Annotated in this window: 13 protein-coding genes; 1 reads left to right on the top strand and 12 read right to left on the bottom strand. The window is 64.2% G+C overall.

The genetic code is table 11. The annotated features are described in order from the left end of the window. Positions 1–13: 13 nt before the first annotated feature. The 3 genes from FXB41_RS33630 to FXB41_RS33620 all read right to left on the bottom strand — a co-directional run bounded on the left by FXB41_RS33630 (position 14) and on the right by FXB41_RS33620 (position 2,791). Complete coding sequence (locus FXB41_RS33630) at positions 14–772, bottom strand: cupin domain-containing protein (RefSeq protein ID WP_219684801.1); 759 nt, start codon at positions 770–772, stop codon at positions 14–16. A 359-nt stretch (positions 773–1,131) separates the two neighbouring features. Beyond that, positions 1,132–1,623: a septal ring lytic transglycosylase RlpA family protein gene (locus FXB41_RS33625; RefSeq protein WP_007593634.1), complete on the bottom strand. Its 492-nt coding sequence runs from the start codon at positions 1,621–1,623 to the stop codon at positions 1,132–1,134. A gap of 235 nt (positions 1,624–1,858) precedes the next feature. Then, positions 1,859–2,791, bottom strand: a complete 933-nt coding sequence (locus FXB41_RS33620; protein ID WP_219684800.1) for a LysR substrate-binding domain-containing protein — start codon at positions 2,789–2,791, stop codon at positions 1,859–1,861. A 106-nt stretch (positions 2,792–2,897) separates the two neighbouring features. Between FXB41_RS33620 and FXB41_RS33615 the strand changes: the two genes are divergently transcribed. Next, positions 2,898–4,340, top strand: a complete 1,443-nt coding sequence (locus FXB41_RS33615; protein ID WP_219684799.1) for an MFS transporter — start codon at positions 2,898–2,900, stop codon at positions 4,338–4,340. Between the two features lie 123 nt (positions 4,341–4,463). On the opposite strand, the gene FXB41_RS33610 is transcribed toward FXB41_RS33615, so the two are convergent. The 9 genes from FXB41_RS33610 to FXB41_RS33570 all read right to left on the bottom strand — a co-directional run bounded on the left by FXB41_RS33610 (position 4,464) and on the right by FXB41_RS33570 (position 15,682). Then, positions 4,464–5,696 (bottom strand): acyl-CoA dehydrogenase family protein, encoded by a 1,233-nt coding sequence (locus FXB41_RS33610; protein ID WP_007593638.1) that lies wholly within the window; start codon positions 5,694–5,696, stop codon positions 4,464–4,466. Between the two features lie 187 nt (positions 5,697–5,883). Further along, positions 5,884–7,092, bottom strand: coding sequence for an ABC transporter substrate-binding protein (locus FXB41_RS33605; protein WP_219684798.1), 1,209 nt, complete (start codon positions 7,090–7,092; stop codon positions 5,884–5,886). A 112-nt stretch (positions 7,093–7,204) separates the two neighbouring features. After that, the gene (locus tag FXB41_RS33600; protein ID WP_007593641.1) at positions 7,205–7,780 is read right to left on the bottom strand and encodes an HdeD family acid-resistance protein; all 576 of its coding nucleotides are present in this window, start codon (positions 7,778–7,780) and stop codon (positions 7,205–7,207) included. 127 nt (positions 7,781–7,907) lie between these two features. Continuing rightward, a complete protein-coding gene (locus FXB41_RS33595) occupies positions 7,908–9,431 on the bottom strand; it encodes an FAD-dependent oxidoreductase (RefSeq protein WP_219684797.1) in 1,524 nt (507 codons plus the stop codon). A gap of 27 nt (positions 9,432–9,458) precedes the next feature. Then, positions 9,459–10,085, bottom strand: a complete 627-nt coding sequence (folE, locus tag FXB41_RS33590) for a GTP cyclohydrolase I FolE (RefSeq protein WP_007593645.1) — start codon at positions 10,083–10,085, stop codon at positions 9,459–9,461. Between the two features lie 138 nt (positions 10,086–10,223). Beyond that, the gene (locus FXB41_RS33585) at positions 10,224–11,114 is read right to left on the bottom strand and encodes an alpha/beta fold hydrolase (protein WP_219684796.1); all 891 of its coding nucleotides are present in this window, start codon (positions 11,112–11,114) and stop codon (positions 10,224–10,226) included. A 123-nt stretch (positions 11,115–11,237) separates the two neighbouring features. After that, the gene (locus FXB41_RS33580; protein WP_007593648.1) at positions 11,238–12,065 is read right to left on the bottom strand and encodes an HD domain-containing protein; all 828 of its coding nucleotides are present in this window, start codon (positions 12,063–12,065) and stop codon (positions 11,238–11,240) included. Positions 12,066–12,281: 216 nt separating this feature from the next. Further along, positions 12,282–13,160: a transglutaminase family protein gene (locus FXB41_RS33575; protein ID WP_219684795.1), complete on the bottom strand. Its 879-nt coding sequence runs from the start codon at positions 13,158–13,160 to the stop codon at positions 12,282–12,284. Next, the gene (locus tag FXB41_RS33570; protein ID WP_219684794.1) at positions 13,157–15,682 is read right to left on the bottom strand and encodes a circularly permuted type 2 ATP-grasp protein; all 2,526 of its coding nucleotides are present in this window, start codon (positions 15,680–15,682) and stop codon (positions 13,157–13,159) included. Before FXB41_RS33570 ends, FXB41_RS33575 begins: the two co-directional genes overlap by 4 nt. Between the last annotated feature and the right edge of the window lie 21 nt (positions 15,683–15,703).

The raw sequence follows: 15,703 nt of genomic DNA, 5'->3' as shown, positions 1-15,703 counted from the left end.
CTGTCTCCAAATGTCAGGCGCGCTTCCCGCCGATTGAGACAAACGCCATGAGACAGGGTTCGGGCAATGGATTGCGCCAACGATGGCGTGTTCCGTTTTGCACGATGCAATCACCTTGACGCAAATGGACCTTCTGGCCGTCGTCCAGCTCCAGTGTCATCTCGCCGCGAACCACGACTCCGTAGTCTATGGTATCCGACGTGTGCATCCCTGGAGCGCCGCGCTCGAAATGATCTCCCATGCCAGGGATCTTTTCCGACATTTCTCTAAGCCCACTCTCGAAGGTGACGCCAGGCGGCGGCTTCCAACCTTCAGGGCGCTTCGGCGGATACGAAATCAGTCGAAAGAGGGTCCCCGCAGGGTCCGGAAAGGCCTTCGTTCCTGCCGACATCGGATCTGGCTCCAGGCCGGTAAGTCCTGGCACTCCCTCGGTCATATACAGTTCGTAGAAAGTCAGTCCCGGATTGGCATCAATTTCCACCAGCTTTGGCGTCACCTCAAAGGACTTCAACACCGACTTGCCGGCTTCATCGCGGCCGGTCAATGCACGTCTTGGAGGTGGCAAATCGCTGGAATCTTTTGCTTCGGCGGGGTTTGACATCTCACCCAACGCACTGCTGGCGGCGAAGACGGATAGCGCTTGCAACATGTGTCGCCGACCCCTGCCTTCAAATGGTTCGGAAGAAAGCTCCGCCATGCCCGAGGGAGGCTCTGCATGATCGAGAGATTTGTTCTTGTGCCAAGGCCACAAGCGCCAACGGAAGCTGCTCATCTGCGTTCTCCGCGGTTACGTGCAATCGCACACCGCTCCGGTGGCGCTGCCTTGCAATGACATCGATACTGGCGAACATGCGTGGGCGTAGAACGCAGATAAAACCGTCGGAAAAAGCAAGTTGATGAGGACCGCTGGAGCAACGGCTGCCGCCCCCCACTTGCCTTTCCGTCTTTCAATCTAGACGCGCAGATTTCGCCCCGCTATTCGGCTTTGGTCGCGCACGGAGGTATGTCGGCTTTCCCGGAAATATCCGACCGCCGTCGCGCCGCTGGCAACTCCTTGCCGACCGCCTGAAGATCCATCGAGGCGCTCGACTGTCTGGAAGGGCGTGTTGCGCGACCTCCTGGTGCGACGGTTCAGCCAACCGGTCCGGGTGTCCAATCGCCGCCGGCAAGCGGCCGGACTTTTACGTCAGGAATGACCCCGCGCTCCAGGCTCGGATCGAAATGGCGCATCGTCCGCTCATTGAAGTCGATGATGCGGCCCGGCCTTAGCGGTCCCACGTCATTTATCCTGACGATGACCTTCTTGCCGACGGCCTCGACGAGGGCATATTTCGGCTTCGCGCCAAATTGGACCCCTCCGAATTTCTTACGCAAGCTCGTCTTGATGGCGGCCGACCAGACCGAGGGATCATAGCGCTCGCCGGAAGCCGTCTTCGGGCCGCCCTCCTCTTTGCCGGGCTTGAACGGATTGTACATGGATGCCGCGCCAACGATCGCTTCCCCGGAAGCGGCATTGTCGGCGGCGCTTGAGTGAACCCCACCAGCTTCACATCGCGCAATAGAAACGGAAACGGCAAGCGCAACCACGGCGCCGCAAATTGCGGCGCTCGATCGAAACACCATTATATCTCCTGTGATTTTCGATTGTTCGGTTCCGATGCCGCAAATCGTTTTGCGGGTCGAGCCAACCCCTGGCTCCGGAACCGTTTGTAGGAACCCCAACGGTTCCAGCACGGCGTTTTAGTTGTCGCCGTCTAAGACAGACATTGCGTCAACAGCATGACGACGAGAGCCCCGACGAATAGCTGCGAACTGACAGTGCCGGCCCCTAACAAATCGGCAGAGGGCCGGCAAAGGACTATGCAGCGGAAATATTCCTCACGGTCGTCTCGGCCTGCTCGGCGAGCCAATTCACGAATAACTCGACGCTGCGATCGCCGATCAAATCGGCTGGCCACTGGGCAACCTGAATTTTCGTGCACTCGACTGCGGGGTAATCGGCGAGTGCGGACACGAGGCGTCCAGACGAAACCGCATCTGCCACAAGAAGTGAGCGCCCAAGTGTCACCCCGGCTCCTTCGGCCGCAGCCGACATGCACATTCCCATGTCGTCCAGCGTCAGGCTGCCAGCGGCAGCGCCCGATTTCGGCAATCCCAGGCGTCTAAACCAGGAGGGCCAACCCCAGTCGCCGGTCGCGTTGTCGCCTTTGTGGATGAGCGGCAGGGCCAGCAAGCCGTCGGGGTCCGTCAGGGGACGCCGCCGGGGCAACAGGTGCGGCGCACAGACGGGAAAAATCCGCTCCCAAAACAGCGGCAATTGAGTAGACGTCCGCCGTGCGTCTTCGCCGGCGTTCCAGACAATTCGCACGTCGAGCGGCCGCTTTGAACTGTCACCCGTCTCCAGTGGTTTGAGATCAACGTTGATCGACGGATATCGCGCCGTAAAATCTGGCAGGCGGCGGACGAGCCACCAGGTTGCCAACGCCGAGCCGGCGCCCACGCGCAACGTCGTTCGGTTCGAGCGCCGCCGCACCTGAGCATCCAGCGCACCAAGCGCGTCGAGTGCTGCGGCAAGCTCTTGCCTAAGCTGCGCGCCGGCAGGTGTTATCCCGACCCCTGGATTCTGCCGCTGCAACAATGCAACCCCGAAATGGTCCTCCAGTTTTCGGATCTGATGGCTGACCGCACTCTGCGTGACGCCCAACTCCGCCGCGGCGCGCGTGAACGAGCCATGGCGGGTGACCGCGTCGAACGCGACAAGGGGCGCGAAGGGTGGCAAGCGGCGTGGCATCTCGATCTCCTCACGCCATGATACAGATTCATGAGGTTTTGAGGAACCATCATTCGACCAAAGCCCGTTGCCCGGCCATCCATACTCCATGGAGGCCGAAACAACCATGCTCGACAAACCTCAGCACGACGATGATGAAATGCCGAGCGCCAGTTGGCTTGCCGATGACGGCCATCGCGGCAATCGCATGTCCCTGGAAACGGCGACGCTGCTTGCAGCGTGCTTGAGCGGCTCTCTGTTTCAAGTCGACCTGACGGCTCTAGCCGCTGCCTTACCCGACATTGGCCACGACCTTGGTGCCGCCTCCGCACGAGCGGCCTGGGTCATCGACGTCTACAGCCTTGCCTTGATCTTCTGTTTGCCGATTGCAGGTAGCCTTGCTGACAGATACGGACGCGTTCAAATGTTCACCTGGGGTGCAGGGCTGTTTGGCCTGGCCTCTCTGCTGTGTGCGTGCGCCAACACGCTCGACGTTTTGCTGACATTCCGCACATTGCAAGGTATCGCCGGTGCCTGCATCACCAGCACCTCGTCTGCCCTCCTTGCTGGTGCTTACGAGGGGCCCCGACGTGCGCGGGCGTTTGGACTTTGGGGCACGATCGTCGGTGCCTCGATGGTCGCTGGCCCGCCGCTCGGATCGCTCCTGGCTGATACGATCGGGTGGCGCTGGATTTTCTGGATCAACTTGCCGCTTTGCGCCGTTTTGGTCTTCCTGGTGCTGTACAGAATTGGCAATGAGCTCGACCAGCAGCGTTCGAGCGCCAAGGTGGATTGGCTCGGTGCTGGCCTTCTTGCGACAATTTCGGCGGCGTTGGCGTTTATGTTGCTGGAAGCAGCTGCGCTTGGTGGCGTCGCCTCGGCGACGTTCCTGACGGGACTCGCCGCTTCGGGGATTGCGCTCCTCCTTTTCGTTTGGGTGGAACGCCGACATCCCAACCCGGCGTTCGATCTCAAGCTGTTCGGATCTCGGCAGTTCGTCGCGATGTGCCTCGTCCCGATGGCGGGATCGACCGGCTTCTGGTCGCTTCTCGTCTACGTGCCGCAATTGGCGCGCGGTCCGTTGGGTCTCAGTCCGTTTGAGGCGGGCTGGCTCCTGGTCGCGCTCACATTGCCGATGATGGTGTTGCCGCGCTATGGAGCGGTTTTGACGACCCGCATCCCATCACGCTCGTTCTTCTGTGGTGGTCTCGCGCTTATCGGGGTGGCTGACCTGGCCCTTGGTGCAATCTCCGGCGGAAACGTGGGGCCGGACACGCTGGTAGTGACAGTCATTGCGTTGCTCGTCAGCGGGTCAGGCTGTGCCGTGATCAACGCGCAGATCACTGCCGCCGCCGTGTCGGCGGTTCCAAGCGATTGTGCGGCGACCGCATCTGCCATTTGCGTCACGATGCGCCAAATCGGTTTCAGCTTCGGGATCGCACTTTTGGGCGCGGCCCTGCAGTTCAGTTCGAATGGCGACTATCTCGCCCCGTTTATCGTTGCAGGCGCATCGACCCTTGCTCTGACAGCCATCGTCTATTGGCTTATGGATGAGAAACCGGCTGCATAGCGGCGGGTGATCGACGGCAATTCAGGAGCAAAAATCAAAGTGTCGGCGTTGCCGCAATCTGCTTCACCCCCATGAGCGGGCATCCGCCGTCTATGACTGCACGCCCTGGCTAAGAGCAACCACCTACCCCTCCATCACCCCGCCCCGCTTGATCAGCTCCTTCCCCACCGCAGCCAGATGCACCTGATCCGGCCCGTCGCCGATGCGGATGAAGCGGGCGTAGACATAGGCGCGGGCGAGGAACGTGTCCTGCGAGACGCCGGCGGCGCCGTGGATCTGGATGGCGCGGTCGATAACGCGGGCGGCCATGCTGGGCACCACGATCTTGGCGGCCGCAATCAGGTCGCGCGCCATCTTGTTGCCCTCGCGGTCCATCCTGTCGGCGGCTTGCAGCGTCAAGAGCCGCGCCTGCGCGATCTCGCAGAATGAATGTGCGATGTCCTCGCGCACCGAGCCCTGCTCTGCGAGCGGCTTGCCGAACGCCGTGCGGGAGACCGCGCGCTGGCACATCAATTCGAGCGCACGCTGGGCGCAGCCGATCAGCCGCATACAATGATGGATACGGCCGGGGCCGAGCCGGCCTTGCGCGATCTCGAAGCCGCGGCCCTCGCCGAGCAGGATGTTCTCTGCGGGCACGCGAACGTTCTCGTAGACGATCTCGGGATGGCCGACCGGCGCGTCGTCATAGCCGTAGGTCAGCATGTCGCGCACGATGCGCACGCCGGGCGTCGCTTTCGGCACCAGGATCATGGATTGCTGACGGTGGCGGTCGGGATCGTCAGGCGCGGTCTTGCCCATCACGATCAGGATCTCGCAATCCTCGTTCATCGCGCCGGAGGTGAACCATTTGCGGCCGTTGATGACGTAGTCGCCGCCGTCGCGCCTGATCTCGCACTGGATGTTGGTGGCATCGCTGGAGGCGACCTGCGGCTCCGTCATCGAGAAGCCGGAGCGGATGCGCCCCTCCAAAAGCGGCTTCAGCCAGCGCTCCTGCTGTGCCGGCGTGCCGTAATTGGCCAGCACCTCCATGTTGCCGACATCGGGCGCCGAGCAATTGAAGACCTCGGGCGCCCAAAGGATGCGGCCCATGATCTCCTTCACGGGCGCATATTCGAGATTGGTCAAGCCAGTGTTGTTAAGGTCTTGGCCGTGCTCGCCGGAGAGGAACAGGTTCCAGAGCCCCTGCTCGCGCGCCAGCCGCTTCAGGTCCTGAAGGACCTGCGGCGTCTTGTAGCGTGTCGCTTCCGGCTTCACCTGCTCGTAATAGAGCTCCTCGACCGGCTCGACATGCGTCCGCATGAACCGGCGCACGCGCTCTTGCAATTCCATCGAGCGGGCGGAGTGTTGAAAATCCATTCTTGATCCTCCCGTTCGCCGACCTTCGCGCCAGTATCGTAGGGTGGGCAAAGCGAAGCGTGCCCACCGCTTCTCTCGAAGCATTGATAGGTGGTGGGCACGGCGCAAGTGCGCCTTTGCCCACCCTACGATTCCGAACTCGCGGAGAGAGCTCCCTCAACCCGTTCGTCGACCTCGCGCAGTCCCCTCACGTGCCGCGCAATAGCTCGCTCGCGACGATCCAGTCATTGCCGTTGAACTGGAGCATATAGCCGTCCTTGATCGGGCGGAAATCCTGCGGCGTGGTGTTGAGCGTGATGCCGGGCATCAGCAGCGACAGCGGCACGTTCTTCAAATTGGCCGCCTGCGCCATGATGTTCTCGCGCGTCAGATTGTCCTTGCACTGCTTCAGCAAGACCACCAATGCCTCGGCAACGGTGTAGCCGTAGAGACCCGCGACGTTGTTGACGTCGGCATTGGGCAGGCGCTTCTTCATGAAGTCGATATAGGCCGTCATCGCCGGATCGTCCTTCGGCACCTCGACGAACGGCTTGAGCGAGCCGAGCGAGAGCACGCCCTTGCCGGCATCGAGGCCAGCCGGAACCATCACGGTGGCCTTGTTGGCGCAGCCCGAGGCGAGGAAACGCGTCGCCTGCCAGCCGACCTCATGCGCTTTCCGGATCGCCTGGGCGCAGGCACGCGGCGTCACCGAATAGATCATGAACACGTCGGCCTTGGTGTTGGCGAGCGTCAGCACCTGGGAATCGACGGTGGGGTCGGCGACCTCGAAGCTCGACGCCATCGCGATCGCCTTGTCGGCGTCGGCACCAAGCGCTTCCTTGACGCCGCGCAGATATTCCTTGCCGGCATCGTCATTCTGATAGAGCACCGCGAAGCGCGCGTTCGGGTTCTTGGCACGGGCATAGGCGACGTCGATGGCGGCCTCGCTGGTGTAGTTCGGTGCCCATGGCAGCGCCATCGACCAGGGCATGTTGGCAGGGTCGTTCCACTTCGAGGCCGAGCTGATCAGAAACAGCTGCGGCACCTTGTTGCTGTTGAGATATTTCGCGATCGCCGAGCTCGGCGCGGTGCCCATGGTCGCGAAGATGAAGGCGACGCCGTCGCCTTCGACCAGCCGCCGCGCCGCTTCCATGGTCTTCGGCGGCGAGAAGGCGTCGTCGAGCGACAGGAGATTGAGCTTGCGGCCGTTGATCCCGCCCTTCTCGTTGACCTCGTCGAAATAGGCCGAGATCACCCTGCCGGTGATGCCGAGCGGCGATGCGGGGCCGCTGTAGGGCATGGTGTTGCCGATCTTGATCTCGGTGTCGCTGATGCCGGGACCGTAAGATTTCTGCGCGGAGACAGGCGTGGACAAGCAGGCAGCCAAGGCTGCAGCCAGGACCAAAGCGGCTTTCATGGTTTCTCCCCGGTGATGATCGCCGCGCTGGTCGGAAGGCGCGGCGTGCTGCTTTTTGCCAGCACGCCAGATCAGCGGAGTTCCGTGAGAGGGTCTTGCGTCGAGTTGCTGATCAGTGGCGCCGCTTCAGGCTGAAGCCCAGGCTCACCCACCCCGCGCCCGCCATGATCAGGTCGATGCCGAGAAACAGGCCGAGGATGTAGACGCTGTTCACCGGCCAACGTGCCAGGATCAACAGCCCCAGCAGCAGCGTGATGGCGCCCGAGAGCGCCACCCAGACCCATGGACTTTCACGCTTCATGCTGAAGGCGAGAAAGAGCCGGACGGCGCCTGAGGCGAGCAGCGATGCGCCCAGGAACAGAGTCAGCAACACTGCAGCAAACAGCGGGTTCTCGAAGGTGAGAAAGCCCGCGATAACATAGAGTACGCCGAGCAAGGCCCAGATCACAAACTTGCCCCAGCTTTTCATCTGGAACGCGCCGATGATTTCGGCCGCGCCCGCGACGATCATCATGGCGCCAACCACGATGACGCTCGCCACCGTCGCCATTACCACGCTGCCAAGTGCGACGAAGCCGGCGACGAGGTAGACGACTCCCAAGGCTACGATCCAGCCCCATTTGGCATGCAGGGCCGAGATCCCGGAGCCCAGGCCGGAAGGATGGGAGGTATCCGAGGCACTTGTCATGACGGTGACTCCTGCATGGAAGCCCGCGAGCACAGGCCAGTATAGCGCGCGCCGCACCGGGACAACAGCCAGCACAGCAGCCCTCGCGGCCAGCAACATTGACGCAAATCAAGACCGGATGCGCGCCTCAGCCGCGTGTTCGCTCCATCTCCAGCTCGGCCTTGAGATTGTCGAGATCCCTATAAATTGAAGCAACCGCGAGGACGCGGCCGCCCTTGCGATACTTCAGCAGGCAGTCCTTGCCGGAAATGCTGCCGTCGATCGCGATGTCGTCGAAGCTCTCGGCATGGCCGACATAGTTGATCGGTACGTCATAGTGCTGAGACCAGAAGAACGGCACGGCTTCGAAGCGCTCGCGCTTGCCGAGCATGTTGCGTGCCGCGGTCTGGCCCTGCCGCTCCGCCACGACCCAGTGCTCGACCCGGATGGTTTGCCGCGAATGCGGATCGGGCCAGCGCGCGATGTCGCCGGCCGCGAAGATACCGGCTATGCTGGTCTCCAGATATTCGCTGACGCTGACGCCCCGGTCGGCCGCAAGTCCCGCTTGCTCGGCGAGCGCGAGGCGCGGCTTGACGCCGATGCCGACCACGACCAGGTCGGCCTCGATCACGCCGCCGCTATTCAACGTGGCGCGCGTGCCGTCCAGCTTCTCCACCGTCTCCTTGAGATGGAAGTTGACGCCGTTCTCCTCATGCAGCGCGCGCACGAAGTCGCCCATCTCGGGACCGAGCACCTTCTGCATCGGCCGTTCGTCCGGCGCGACCACGTGCACCTCGATCTTGCGTGCCCGCAAGGAGGCCGCAACTTCGAGGCCGATGAAGCTGGCGCCGATTACCAGCGCGCGCTTGGCGCTGGCGGCCGCCTTGATGATGGCGCGGCTGTCGGCGACGGAGCGCACCGTGTAGACATGAGGCTGGTCGGCACCCGGAATCTGCAATCTGACCGGCTCGGCGCCGGTCGCGAGCAGCAGCCGATCGAACGGCAGCCTGTCGCCGTTGCCCAGCGTCACGCTGCGCGTCTTCGCCTCGATCGCGGCGACATTCGTGTTGAGCCTGAGATCGATGCCGGCGTCCCGATAGTAGTCCTCGCCCCGCAGCGGCAGCCAATCCTCCGGCGCGTTGCCCGCGAGGTAATCCTTGGAGAGATTGGGCCGGTCCACCGGCATCGCGCTGTCATTGCTAAGCATGGTGATGGCGCCGGCAAAGCCCTCGCGACGGAGCGTCTCCGCCGCCGCGAAACCCGCCGCGCCGCCGCCGATGATAACGAATTTTTCCGGCGTTGGCGCTGTCCGATGAGGCGCCGGAGGCTTCGGCATCTCGCGCTTGCGCTCAACGATGATCTTGTCCTGATCGCGCGAGACCTCCCACACCGCCAGCGCATTCAGCGCCGGCGGACGGGTCGCCTCGCCTGACCGCAAGGAGAAGCAGGCGTGGTGCCAGGGACAGCGGATGGTGTCGCCAACCACCAGTCCTTCGGCGAGCGGGCCGTGATAGTGGCTGCAGGCCGGCTCGATCGCAAAGATCTCGCTGCCGGCCTGCACCAGCAGGACGTCTTCCTCGCCGACATGGCCGAGCAATTTGCCGCCCTTGAACGCGGCGAGCGTCACGCCCCTGCTCAGGTCGGGCCCGCTTGGCTTCTTGTCCTCAGTCATGGCGTTGCCTCCTTGGGTCGCCGCGGATCAATCGTCCGAATTGGCCAGCCCCAGCAGCTCCTGGCGTGTCAACGCATTGTCGCGGAACACGCCGAGCATGCGGCTGGTGACGAGATCGGTCCCGGGCTTGTGCGCGCCGCGCGTGGTCATGCAGTGATGCGTTGCCTTGATGATGACCCCGACGCCTTCGGGCCTCAGCACATCGTTGATGGTGTTGGCGATCTGTGCGGTCATCTTCTCCTGGATCTGAAGCCGCTTGGCGTAGATGTCGACGAGACGCGCGAGCTTGGAGATGCCGACGACGCGCCCTTGCGGGATATAAGCGACCCAGGCGCGGCCGACGATCGGTGCCATGTGGTGCTCGCAATGGCTTTCGAAGCGAACACCGCGCAGAACGATCATCTCGTCATAGCCTTCGATCTCCTCAAACGTCTTTTGCAGGATTTCGGTCGGATCCTGCGCATAGCCGGAGAAATACTCCTCGAAGGCGCGGGCGACCCGGCCCGGCGTATCGCGCAGACCGTCGCGCGCGGGATCATCGCCGGCCCAGCGGATCATGGTCCGGATCGCCTGCTCGACCTCCGCCCTCTCAGGCCGCTCGCTCGGCGCCTGCGCGACCGCGACACGTTCCAGCCTGCGCGTTTGCGTCTTCATCGAAAACCTCCCCTGCAACGAACCGCATACAGAAGGCGGCCCCACAGCTTGGACGGCTGCGATTGGAAAAGGTTCCCGGGATCAGGAAAAATCGGAAGCTGCGAGAGCGGCAAGACAGTGGGGACGAGAAACCCGGCTCTATGAGGCCGCTTTCCGCACATCGAGCACGGCCTGCGCCCATTCGGCCGGCCGCTCCTGCGGCAAATTGTGGCCAGCCCCTGCAAAGACGCGCCGCTCGAAAAAGCCCTCGAATTTGCCTGCATGGTGCGCCGTGCCGGAATTGACGCCGTCGCTGTCGCCATCGATCGCGATGGTCGGCACCCGGACCGGCGGCTGGGCGGCGAGCTTCGCCTCGATCGCGGCATAGGCGGGATCGCCCGCGACCAGCGCGTAACGATGTCGATAGGAGTGGATCACGACATCGACGAAATCAGGATTGTCGAACGACATTGCGCTGGTCTCGAACGTCGCATCGTCGAAGGCCCATGTCGGCGACCACATCGACCAGAGCTGGCGCGCGAAACCACGCCGGTTGCGCTCCAGCGCGCGGCGGCCGCGCTCATTGTGGAAGAGATATTGATACCAGAGCGCCGCCTCCTCCGGTGGCGAAGCCGGCTCCATCGAACGCGCGATGTTCTGGATGTTGTAGGAATTGCCCGAGACGAGGCCGATCACGCGCTCCGGATACAGCACCGAGATCACGCAGGCTGCGCGCCCGCCCCAGTCGTAACCGCCGACGACCGCGCGCGAGATTCCAAGCGCATCCATGAAGGCCAGCAGATCGGCGCCAAGCGCCGCCTGCTCGCCGGAGCGCAACGTCGCAGCGGAGCGGAACCGCGTCGGCCCGTAGCCGCGGAGCCAGGGCACCAGCACCCGCGCGCCCGCTTGCGCGATGATCGGCGCGGTCTCGGCATAGGCGTTCACGTCGTAGGGAAAGCCGTGACCCATGATGCAGGGCCAGCCGTCCGGCGCGCCGTATTCACGATAGGCAATGTCGAGGATATCGGTGGCGATTGTTTTTTGTTGCATGATCGACTGACCGATTTGCAATGTCGTAGCCCGCATGCAGCGAAGCGGAATGCGGGGCGGTGCGTCCGCAGCGACAGGTTTCCCGGATTGCGCTTCGCTCCATCCGGGCTACGAGAGTCCGCCCTACTTCTGCGGCCCGGACAACGTGATGTCGCGTTCGGCGCGGAACACGTTGCTGTAGAGGTTGGCGATCCACTGCCGACCGATCTCGGTCTTGTTGAGGTAGCCGATCTCGGTCTGAATGTGCGGTGCGACGCTATTCCAATAGAACTGCGGATAGCGGTTCACGATATCGGCCGGCGAATCGTAACCGAGCTGGCGGTTCATGCCGACTTCTTCGAATTCGTAATAGAGCGCGTTGGCCTTGCGCAGATAGTTGGGGTCGCCGAGTTGCCCGATGAAATCGGCAGCGCGCAGGATCGAGGCGTCGTCGTCGTATTCCTGCCCTTCGCGGGCCGGGAAGCGGGTTCCCTCGATGGCGCGGGCGACGCGCTCGCTGTCCACGCCCCGAACTTGCGGCAGCCGCCGCCGTACAAAAAGCTTCGAGCGATCGACGTGATACATCATCAGGCTGGCATCCGAAGCGCCACGCGGCAGCGCCACCTTGGTGCCGGAATCATCGATGATGAAACCGTCTTCATCATCCTCCGGAAACAGACCGCGGACATAGCCGATGTCGTGCGCAAGGCATGCGATCAGAACGTTGATGTAGTCCTCAGCCGCAAGATGCGTGTGGAGATTACGTCCCATCAGGATCGCCTGAGCGGCCAGCGTCACCAACATCGTGTGCTCGATGTTGTGATAGAGTGCGTCGCTGTTGCCGATGCATTCCATCGCCGTCCGAGTCGAGCCTTCCAGCACTCTGGCGTAGGACTCGTCGTACCGACGACGCATGAACGATCCCAGCAACTTCTCCAGGGTCTCCGCCGCCAGTTTCGGTAACGTGATCATGGATGCAGCCCCGCTTGTCGGTGGTGTTCCACGCCAACTCCCGACGTCTCATTCATGTCCTCGACGCAAAGGCCAGCTTAGCCCAACTTGGGCCGACTGGCCAAACCCGGGAACGAAAATACGGAAATATGTTGCGGTTGTGCCCCGCGATATCGCGATTGCGGTGCCGGCCCGACACACCCGGGCTGGGCGTCGCGGGCACGGCAGGACCCGTAATCATTCCACCAGAAGCACGTCGACGGCGACGTCGAGCTTCTGCTTCGGCGAGCCGACGATGATGCCGTCGACCGGCGAAACGTCGGAAAAGTCGCGGCCGACCGCGAGCACGATATGATCGCCAGCAACCATAAGATCGTTGGTCGGATCGAAATCGACCCAGCCAAGCTCCTCCCCGCACCACAGCGACACCCAGGCATGGGTAGCGTCGGCGCCCTGCAGGCGCGGCTGGCCCGCCGGCGGAATGGTGCGCAGATATCCGCTGACATAGGCCGCGGGCAGGCCCAGCCCGCGCAAGCCCGCAATCATCACATGGGCAAAATCCTGACAGACGCCATGGCGCTTGACGAAGACCTCGTCAAGCGGCGTCGAGATCACCGTCGCTTTGGGGTCGTAGCGAAATTCGGTGCGGATGCGATGCATCAGATCGACCGCCCCGGCGAGGATGGCTGCGCCGGGCGCGAAGCTTTCCGCCGCATAGGCGCTGACCGATCCCAGCACCGGGACCAGCGGGCTCGCAAAGACATAGCCGACCGGCGATGACGGCCCGAGGCTCGTCGCCTCGAAGGCGATGTCGCGAATGTTCTCCCAGGTCGGGCTGGCAGCGGCGCGCGCCGGCGGCTGGCGCGACACCTTCACGCGAGAGCGGGAATCGATACGCAAAGTGCGATGCGCGGCCTCGATCACGACGCTCTCGGTCAGGGTGCCGAAGAAATCGCGCCGGACGCTACGCTCCGCGGGGCGCGGACGAATCTCGACCTTATGCGAGATCAGCTCCTGGCCATGGCCGCTCCCCGGCTCCAACCGCAGCGTGCAGCGGGCGAAGCTGACCGGACTCTCGTATTCGTAGGTGGTGACGTGGCGGATATCGTAGATCACGCCAGCCCCGTCAGTTTTTCCGGGCGGCTGGCATTGGGGCCGTGCGGGAAATAGTGCTGCCCGACTGCCTCGGCGAGGCTGAGCAGATCCTGCTCCAGTGCGAACAGCGTCTTGACCTCGAGCTTCTCGGCCTCCGCGGTCGCGAGCATCGCCTGCATCGCGACCGCAAGCCGCTGCGGCTTCTCGATCAGGCCATGCTCCTTCAGGCTCGGCAGTGCGGCGATGTGCTCGTTCAGCGCCGTCACCTGGAACGCCACCGAACGCGGATTGTAGCTGTCGAGCACGGCGAGGTCCCGCACCGGCGCCAGGATCGGCGCCAGCAGATAGCGCGAGCGGTAGGTGATCTGGCAATCCACCAGCGTGAGCAGGATATCGAGATCCTCGTCGCCGGCTTCGTCATAGGCAAACTGCCGGGCAAAACGCGTGGTGTTGATGGCGCGCTCGGTGCGGCGGCCGATATCGAGGAAGCGCCAGCCGGCGGCGCGGTTCATGTTCTCATGCGCAAGGCCGGCAAAGCTCGCGAGCTCCTGCAGGGTCAGCTCGGCCGCGCTCAGCACGCTGTCGTCATCCTCGACCTCAAAGGCCAGCCGCTCGGTCATCTCGGTGATGACCTGCCAGGCATCGGGCGACAGCCGCTCGCGCAAGGAGGTCGCCGTGCGCTGGGCCGCGCGGACCAGCGACAGTGCCGAGCCGAAACGCTCCGGGCTCTGCAGCGCTTCGGCGACGATGCGGCCGGGCGCCGCGCGCGAGGTCTGCGAGATCGCGCCCCAGGTCACCAGCAGGCGCTGGATACGCTCGGCCGATTGCAGCGACGCCGCGGTGCCCTTGTTGGGCCCGCTCGGCGAGCCCAGCGCCCGCACCAGCCGCAGCGTCGCCTCGGCGCGTTCGAGATAGCGGCCGAGCCAGAACAGATTGTCGGCGGCGCGACTCGGCAGCACGCCGGCGATACGGCGGATGCGCACCTTGTCGACCGCAGGCAGCAGCGTCGCGGTCGAGACCTGCTTGTCCGAGACCACCCAGACGTCGGCGGAACGCGCGCCGTCGCCCATCGACACCGCGCGCGCATCCGGCTGCTCGGCGATCCGGCAGAAGCCGCCGGGCATGATGGCCCAGCCGTCGGGAGTTGCGGCCGCGAACACGCGCAGCACGAAGGGGCGCGGGGTGATCTGCCCCTGCTCCCACACCGGCATGGTCGAGAGCCGCACCACCTCCTGGCCGACATAGTCCATGCCGCGCGCGCTGATTGCGTCGATCAGGCGCTGGCGTTCGGCCGCATCGAGCTCGCTCGCGAGCACGGGGCCATTGCTGTCGAAGCCGGGAACGCCGCGGCGATAGGCCCCCTCGATCGCGACCCGGTCGAGCCGCGACAACACCTCGTCGCGCGCCGAGCGCTGGCCGCACCACCAGGTCGCGATGTGCGGCATCTTCAGCTCCTCACCGAGCAGGCGGCGGCTGAGCGCCGGCAGGAAGCCGAGCATCGCGCGCGCCTCCAGGACGCCCGAGCCCGGCATGTTGGCGACGACGACGCCGTCCTTGCGCAGCACGTCGATCAGGCCGGGCACGCCGAGCCGCGAGGAGGCATCGAGTTCGAGCGGATCGAGCGAGTTGGAATCGACGCGGCGCAGCAGCACGTCGAGGCGCTTGAGGCCCGCAACCGTGCGGATGTGGATATGGTTGTCGCTGACGGCGAGATCGTCGCCCTCGACCAGCAGGAAGCCGAGATAGCGCGCCAGCGTCGCGTGCTCGAAATAGGTCTCGCTGAAACTGCCCGGCGTCAGCACGCCGATCCGCGGCTCGTCGCGGTCGGCGCGCGCCCGAAGACTGTCGCGAAAGGCCTCGAAGAACGGCGCGACGCGCGGCACGTTCATCGACTTGTAGAGATCCGAGAAGGCGCGCGAGAGCACCAGGCGATTCTCCAGCGCATAGCCCGCGCCCGACGGTGCCTGCGTGCGGTCGCCGAGCACCCACCAGCGGCCGTCGGGCCCGCGGCCGACATCGGCGGCATAGAGCGAGAGATAGCGCCCGCCCGGCGGCGGCACGCCGCAGACGGGACGGAGATATTCGGGGCTGCCGGCGATCGCGGCGGCAGGCAGCGCGCCTTCGGCGACGAGACGGCCCTCGCCATAGATGTCGCGCAGCACGAGCTCGAGCAGCTCGGCGCGCTGGGTGATGCCGTCGGACAGCTGCTTCCAGTCGGCCTCGTCGATCAGCAGCGGCAGATGGCTGATCGACCAGGGCCGGTCGGCGCTCTCGCCGGGCGCGCGATAGGTGACGCCGGCCTCGCGGAGATGACGGTCGGCCATGCCAAACCGCCGCTCGACCTCGTCGGGCGCGAGCCCGCCGAAGGCATCGAAGAAGCGGCTCCAGACGGCGCGGGGCTTGCCGTCCGGGCCGAGAAACTCGTCGGGGATGCCGGGAAGGCGCTTATAGTCGCGGACCCATTGCGCAAAACGGCGCTGGCCTTCACGTTGACCTTGCGCCTTATCCGCCTTGTCGTCCTCTTCGGCTGCGCCCTCGGCCATGCGCCTCTCCCTGCCCCCGCA

It is taken from the genome of Bradyrhizobium canariense (genome assembly GCF_019402665.1).
In the GTDB taxonomy this organism is placed as follows: Bacteria; Pseudomonadota; Alphaproteobacteria; order Rhizobiales; family Xanthobacteraceae; genus Bradyrhizobium; species Bradyrhizobium canariense.
Note: the sequence above shows the minus strand (reverse complement) of the source record. Positions and strands in the feature narration are given on the sequence as shown.

Coding starts and splice junctions, on each gene's coding strand:
- FXB41_RS33615 (WP_219684799.1), top strand. CDS start 2,898: ATGCTCGACAAACCTCAGCACGACGATGATGAAATGCCGAGCGCCAGT.
- FXB41_RS33625 (WP_007593634.1), bottom strand. CDS start 1,623: ATGGTGTTTCGATCGAGCGCCGCAATTTGCGGCGCCGTGGTTGCGCTT.
- FXB41_RS33610 (WP_007593638.1), bottom strand. CDS start 5,696: ATGGATTTTCAACACTCCGCCCGCTCGATGGAATTGCAAGAGCGCGTG.
- FXB41_RS33620 (WP_219684800.1), bottom strand. CDS start 2,791: ATGCCACGCCGCTTGCCACCCTTCGCGCCCCTTGTCGCGTTCGACGCG.
- FXB41_RS33630 (WP_219684801.1), bottom strand. CDS start 772: ATGAGCAGCTTCCGTTGGCGCTTGTGGCCTTGGCACAAGAACAAATCT.
- FXB41_RS33580 (WP_007593648.1), bottom strand. CDS start 12,065: ATGATCACGTTACCGAAACTGGCGGCGGAGACCCTGGAGAAGTTGCTG.
- FXB41_RS33585 (WP_219684796.1), bottom strand. CDS start 11,114: ATGCAACAAAAAACAATCGCCACCGATATCCTCGACATTGCCTATCGT.
- FXB41_RS33595 (WP_219684797.1), bottom strand. CDS start 9,431: ATGACTGAGGACAAGAAGCCAAGCGGGCCCGACCTGAGCAGGGGCGTG.
- FXB41_RS33605 (WP_219684798.1), bottom strand. CDS start 7,092: ATGAAAGCCGCTTTGGTCCTGGCTGCAGCCTTGGCTGCCTGCTTGTCC.
- FXB41_RS33600 (WP_007593641.1), bottom strand. CDS start 7,780: ATGACAAGTGCCTCGGATACCTCCCATCCTTCCGGCCTGGGCTCCGGG.
- folE (WP_007593645.1), bottom strand. CDS start 10,085: ATGAAGACGCAAACGCGCAGGCTGGAACGTGTCGCGGTCGCGCAGGCG.
- FXB41_RS33570 (WP_219684794.1), bottom strand. CDS start 15,682: ATGGCCGAGGGCGCAGCCGAAGAGGACGACAAGGCGGATAAGGCGCAA.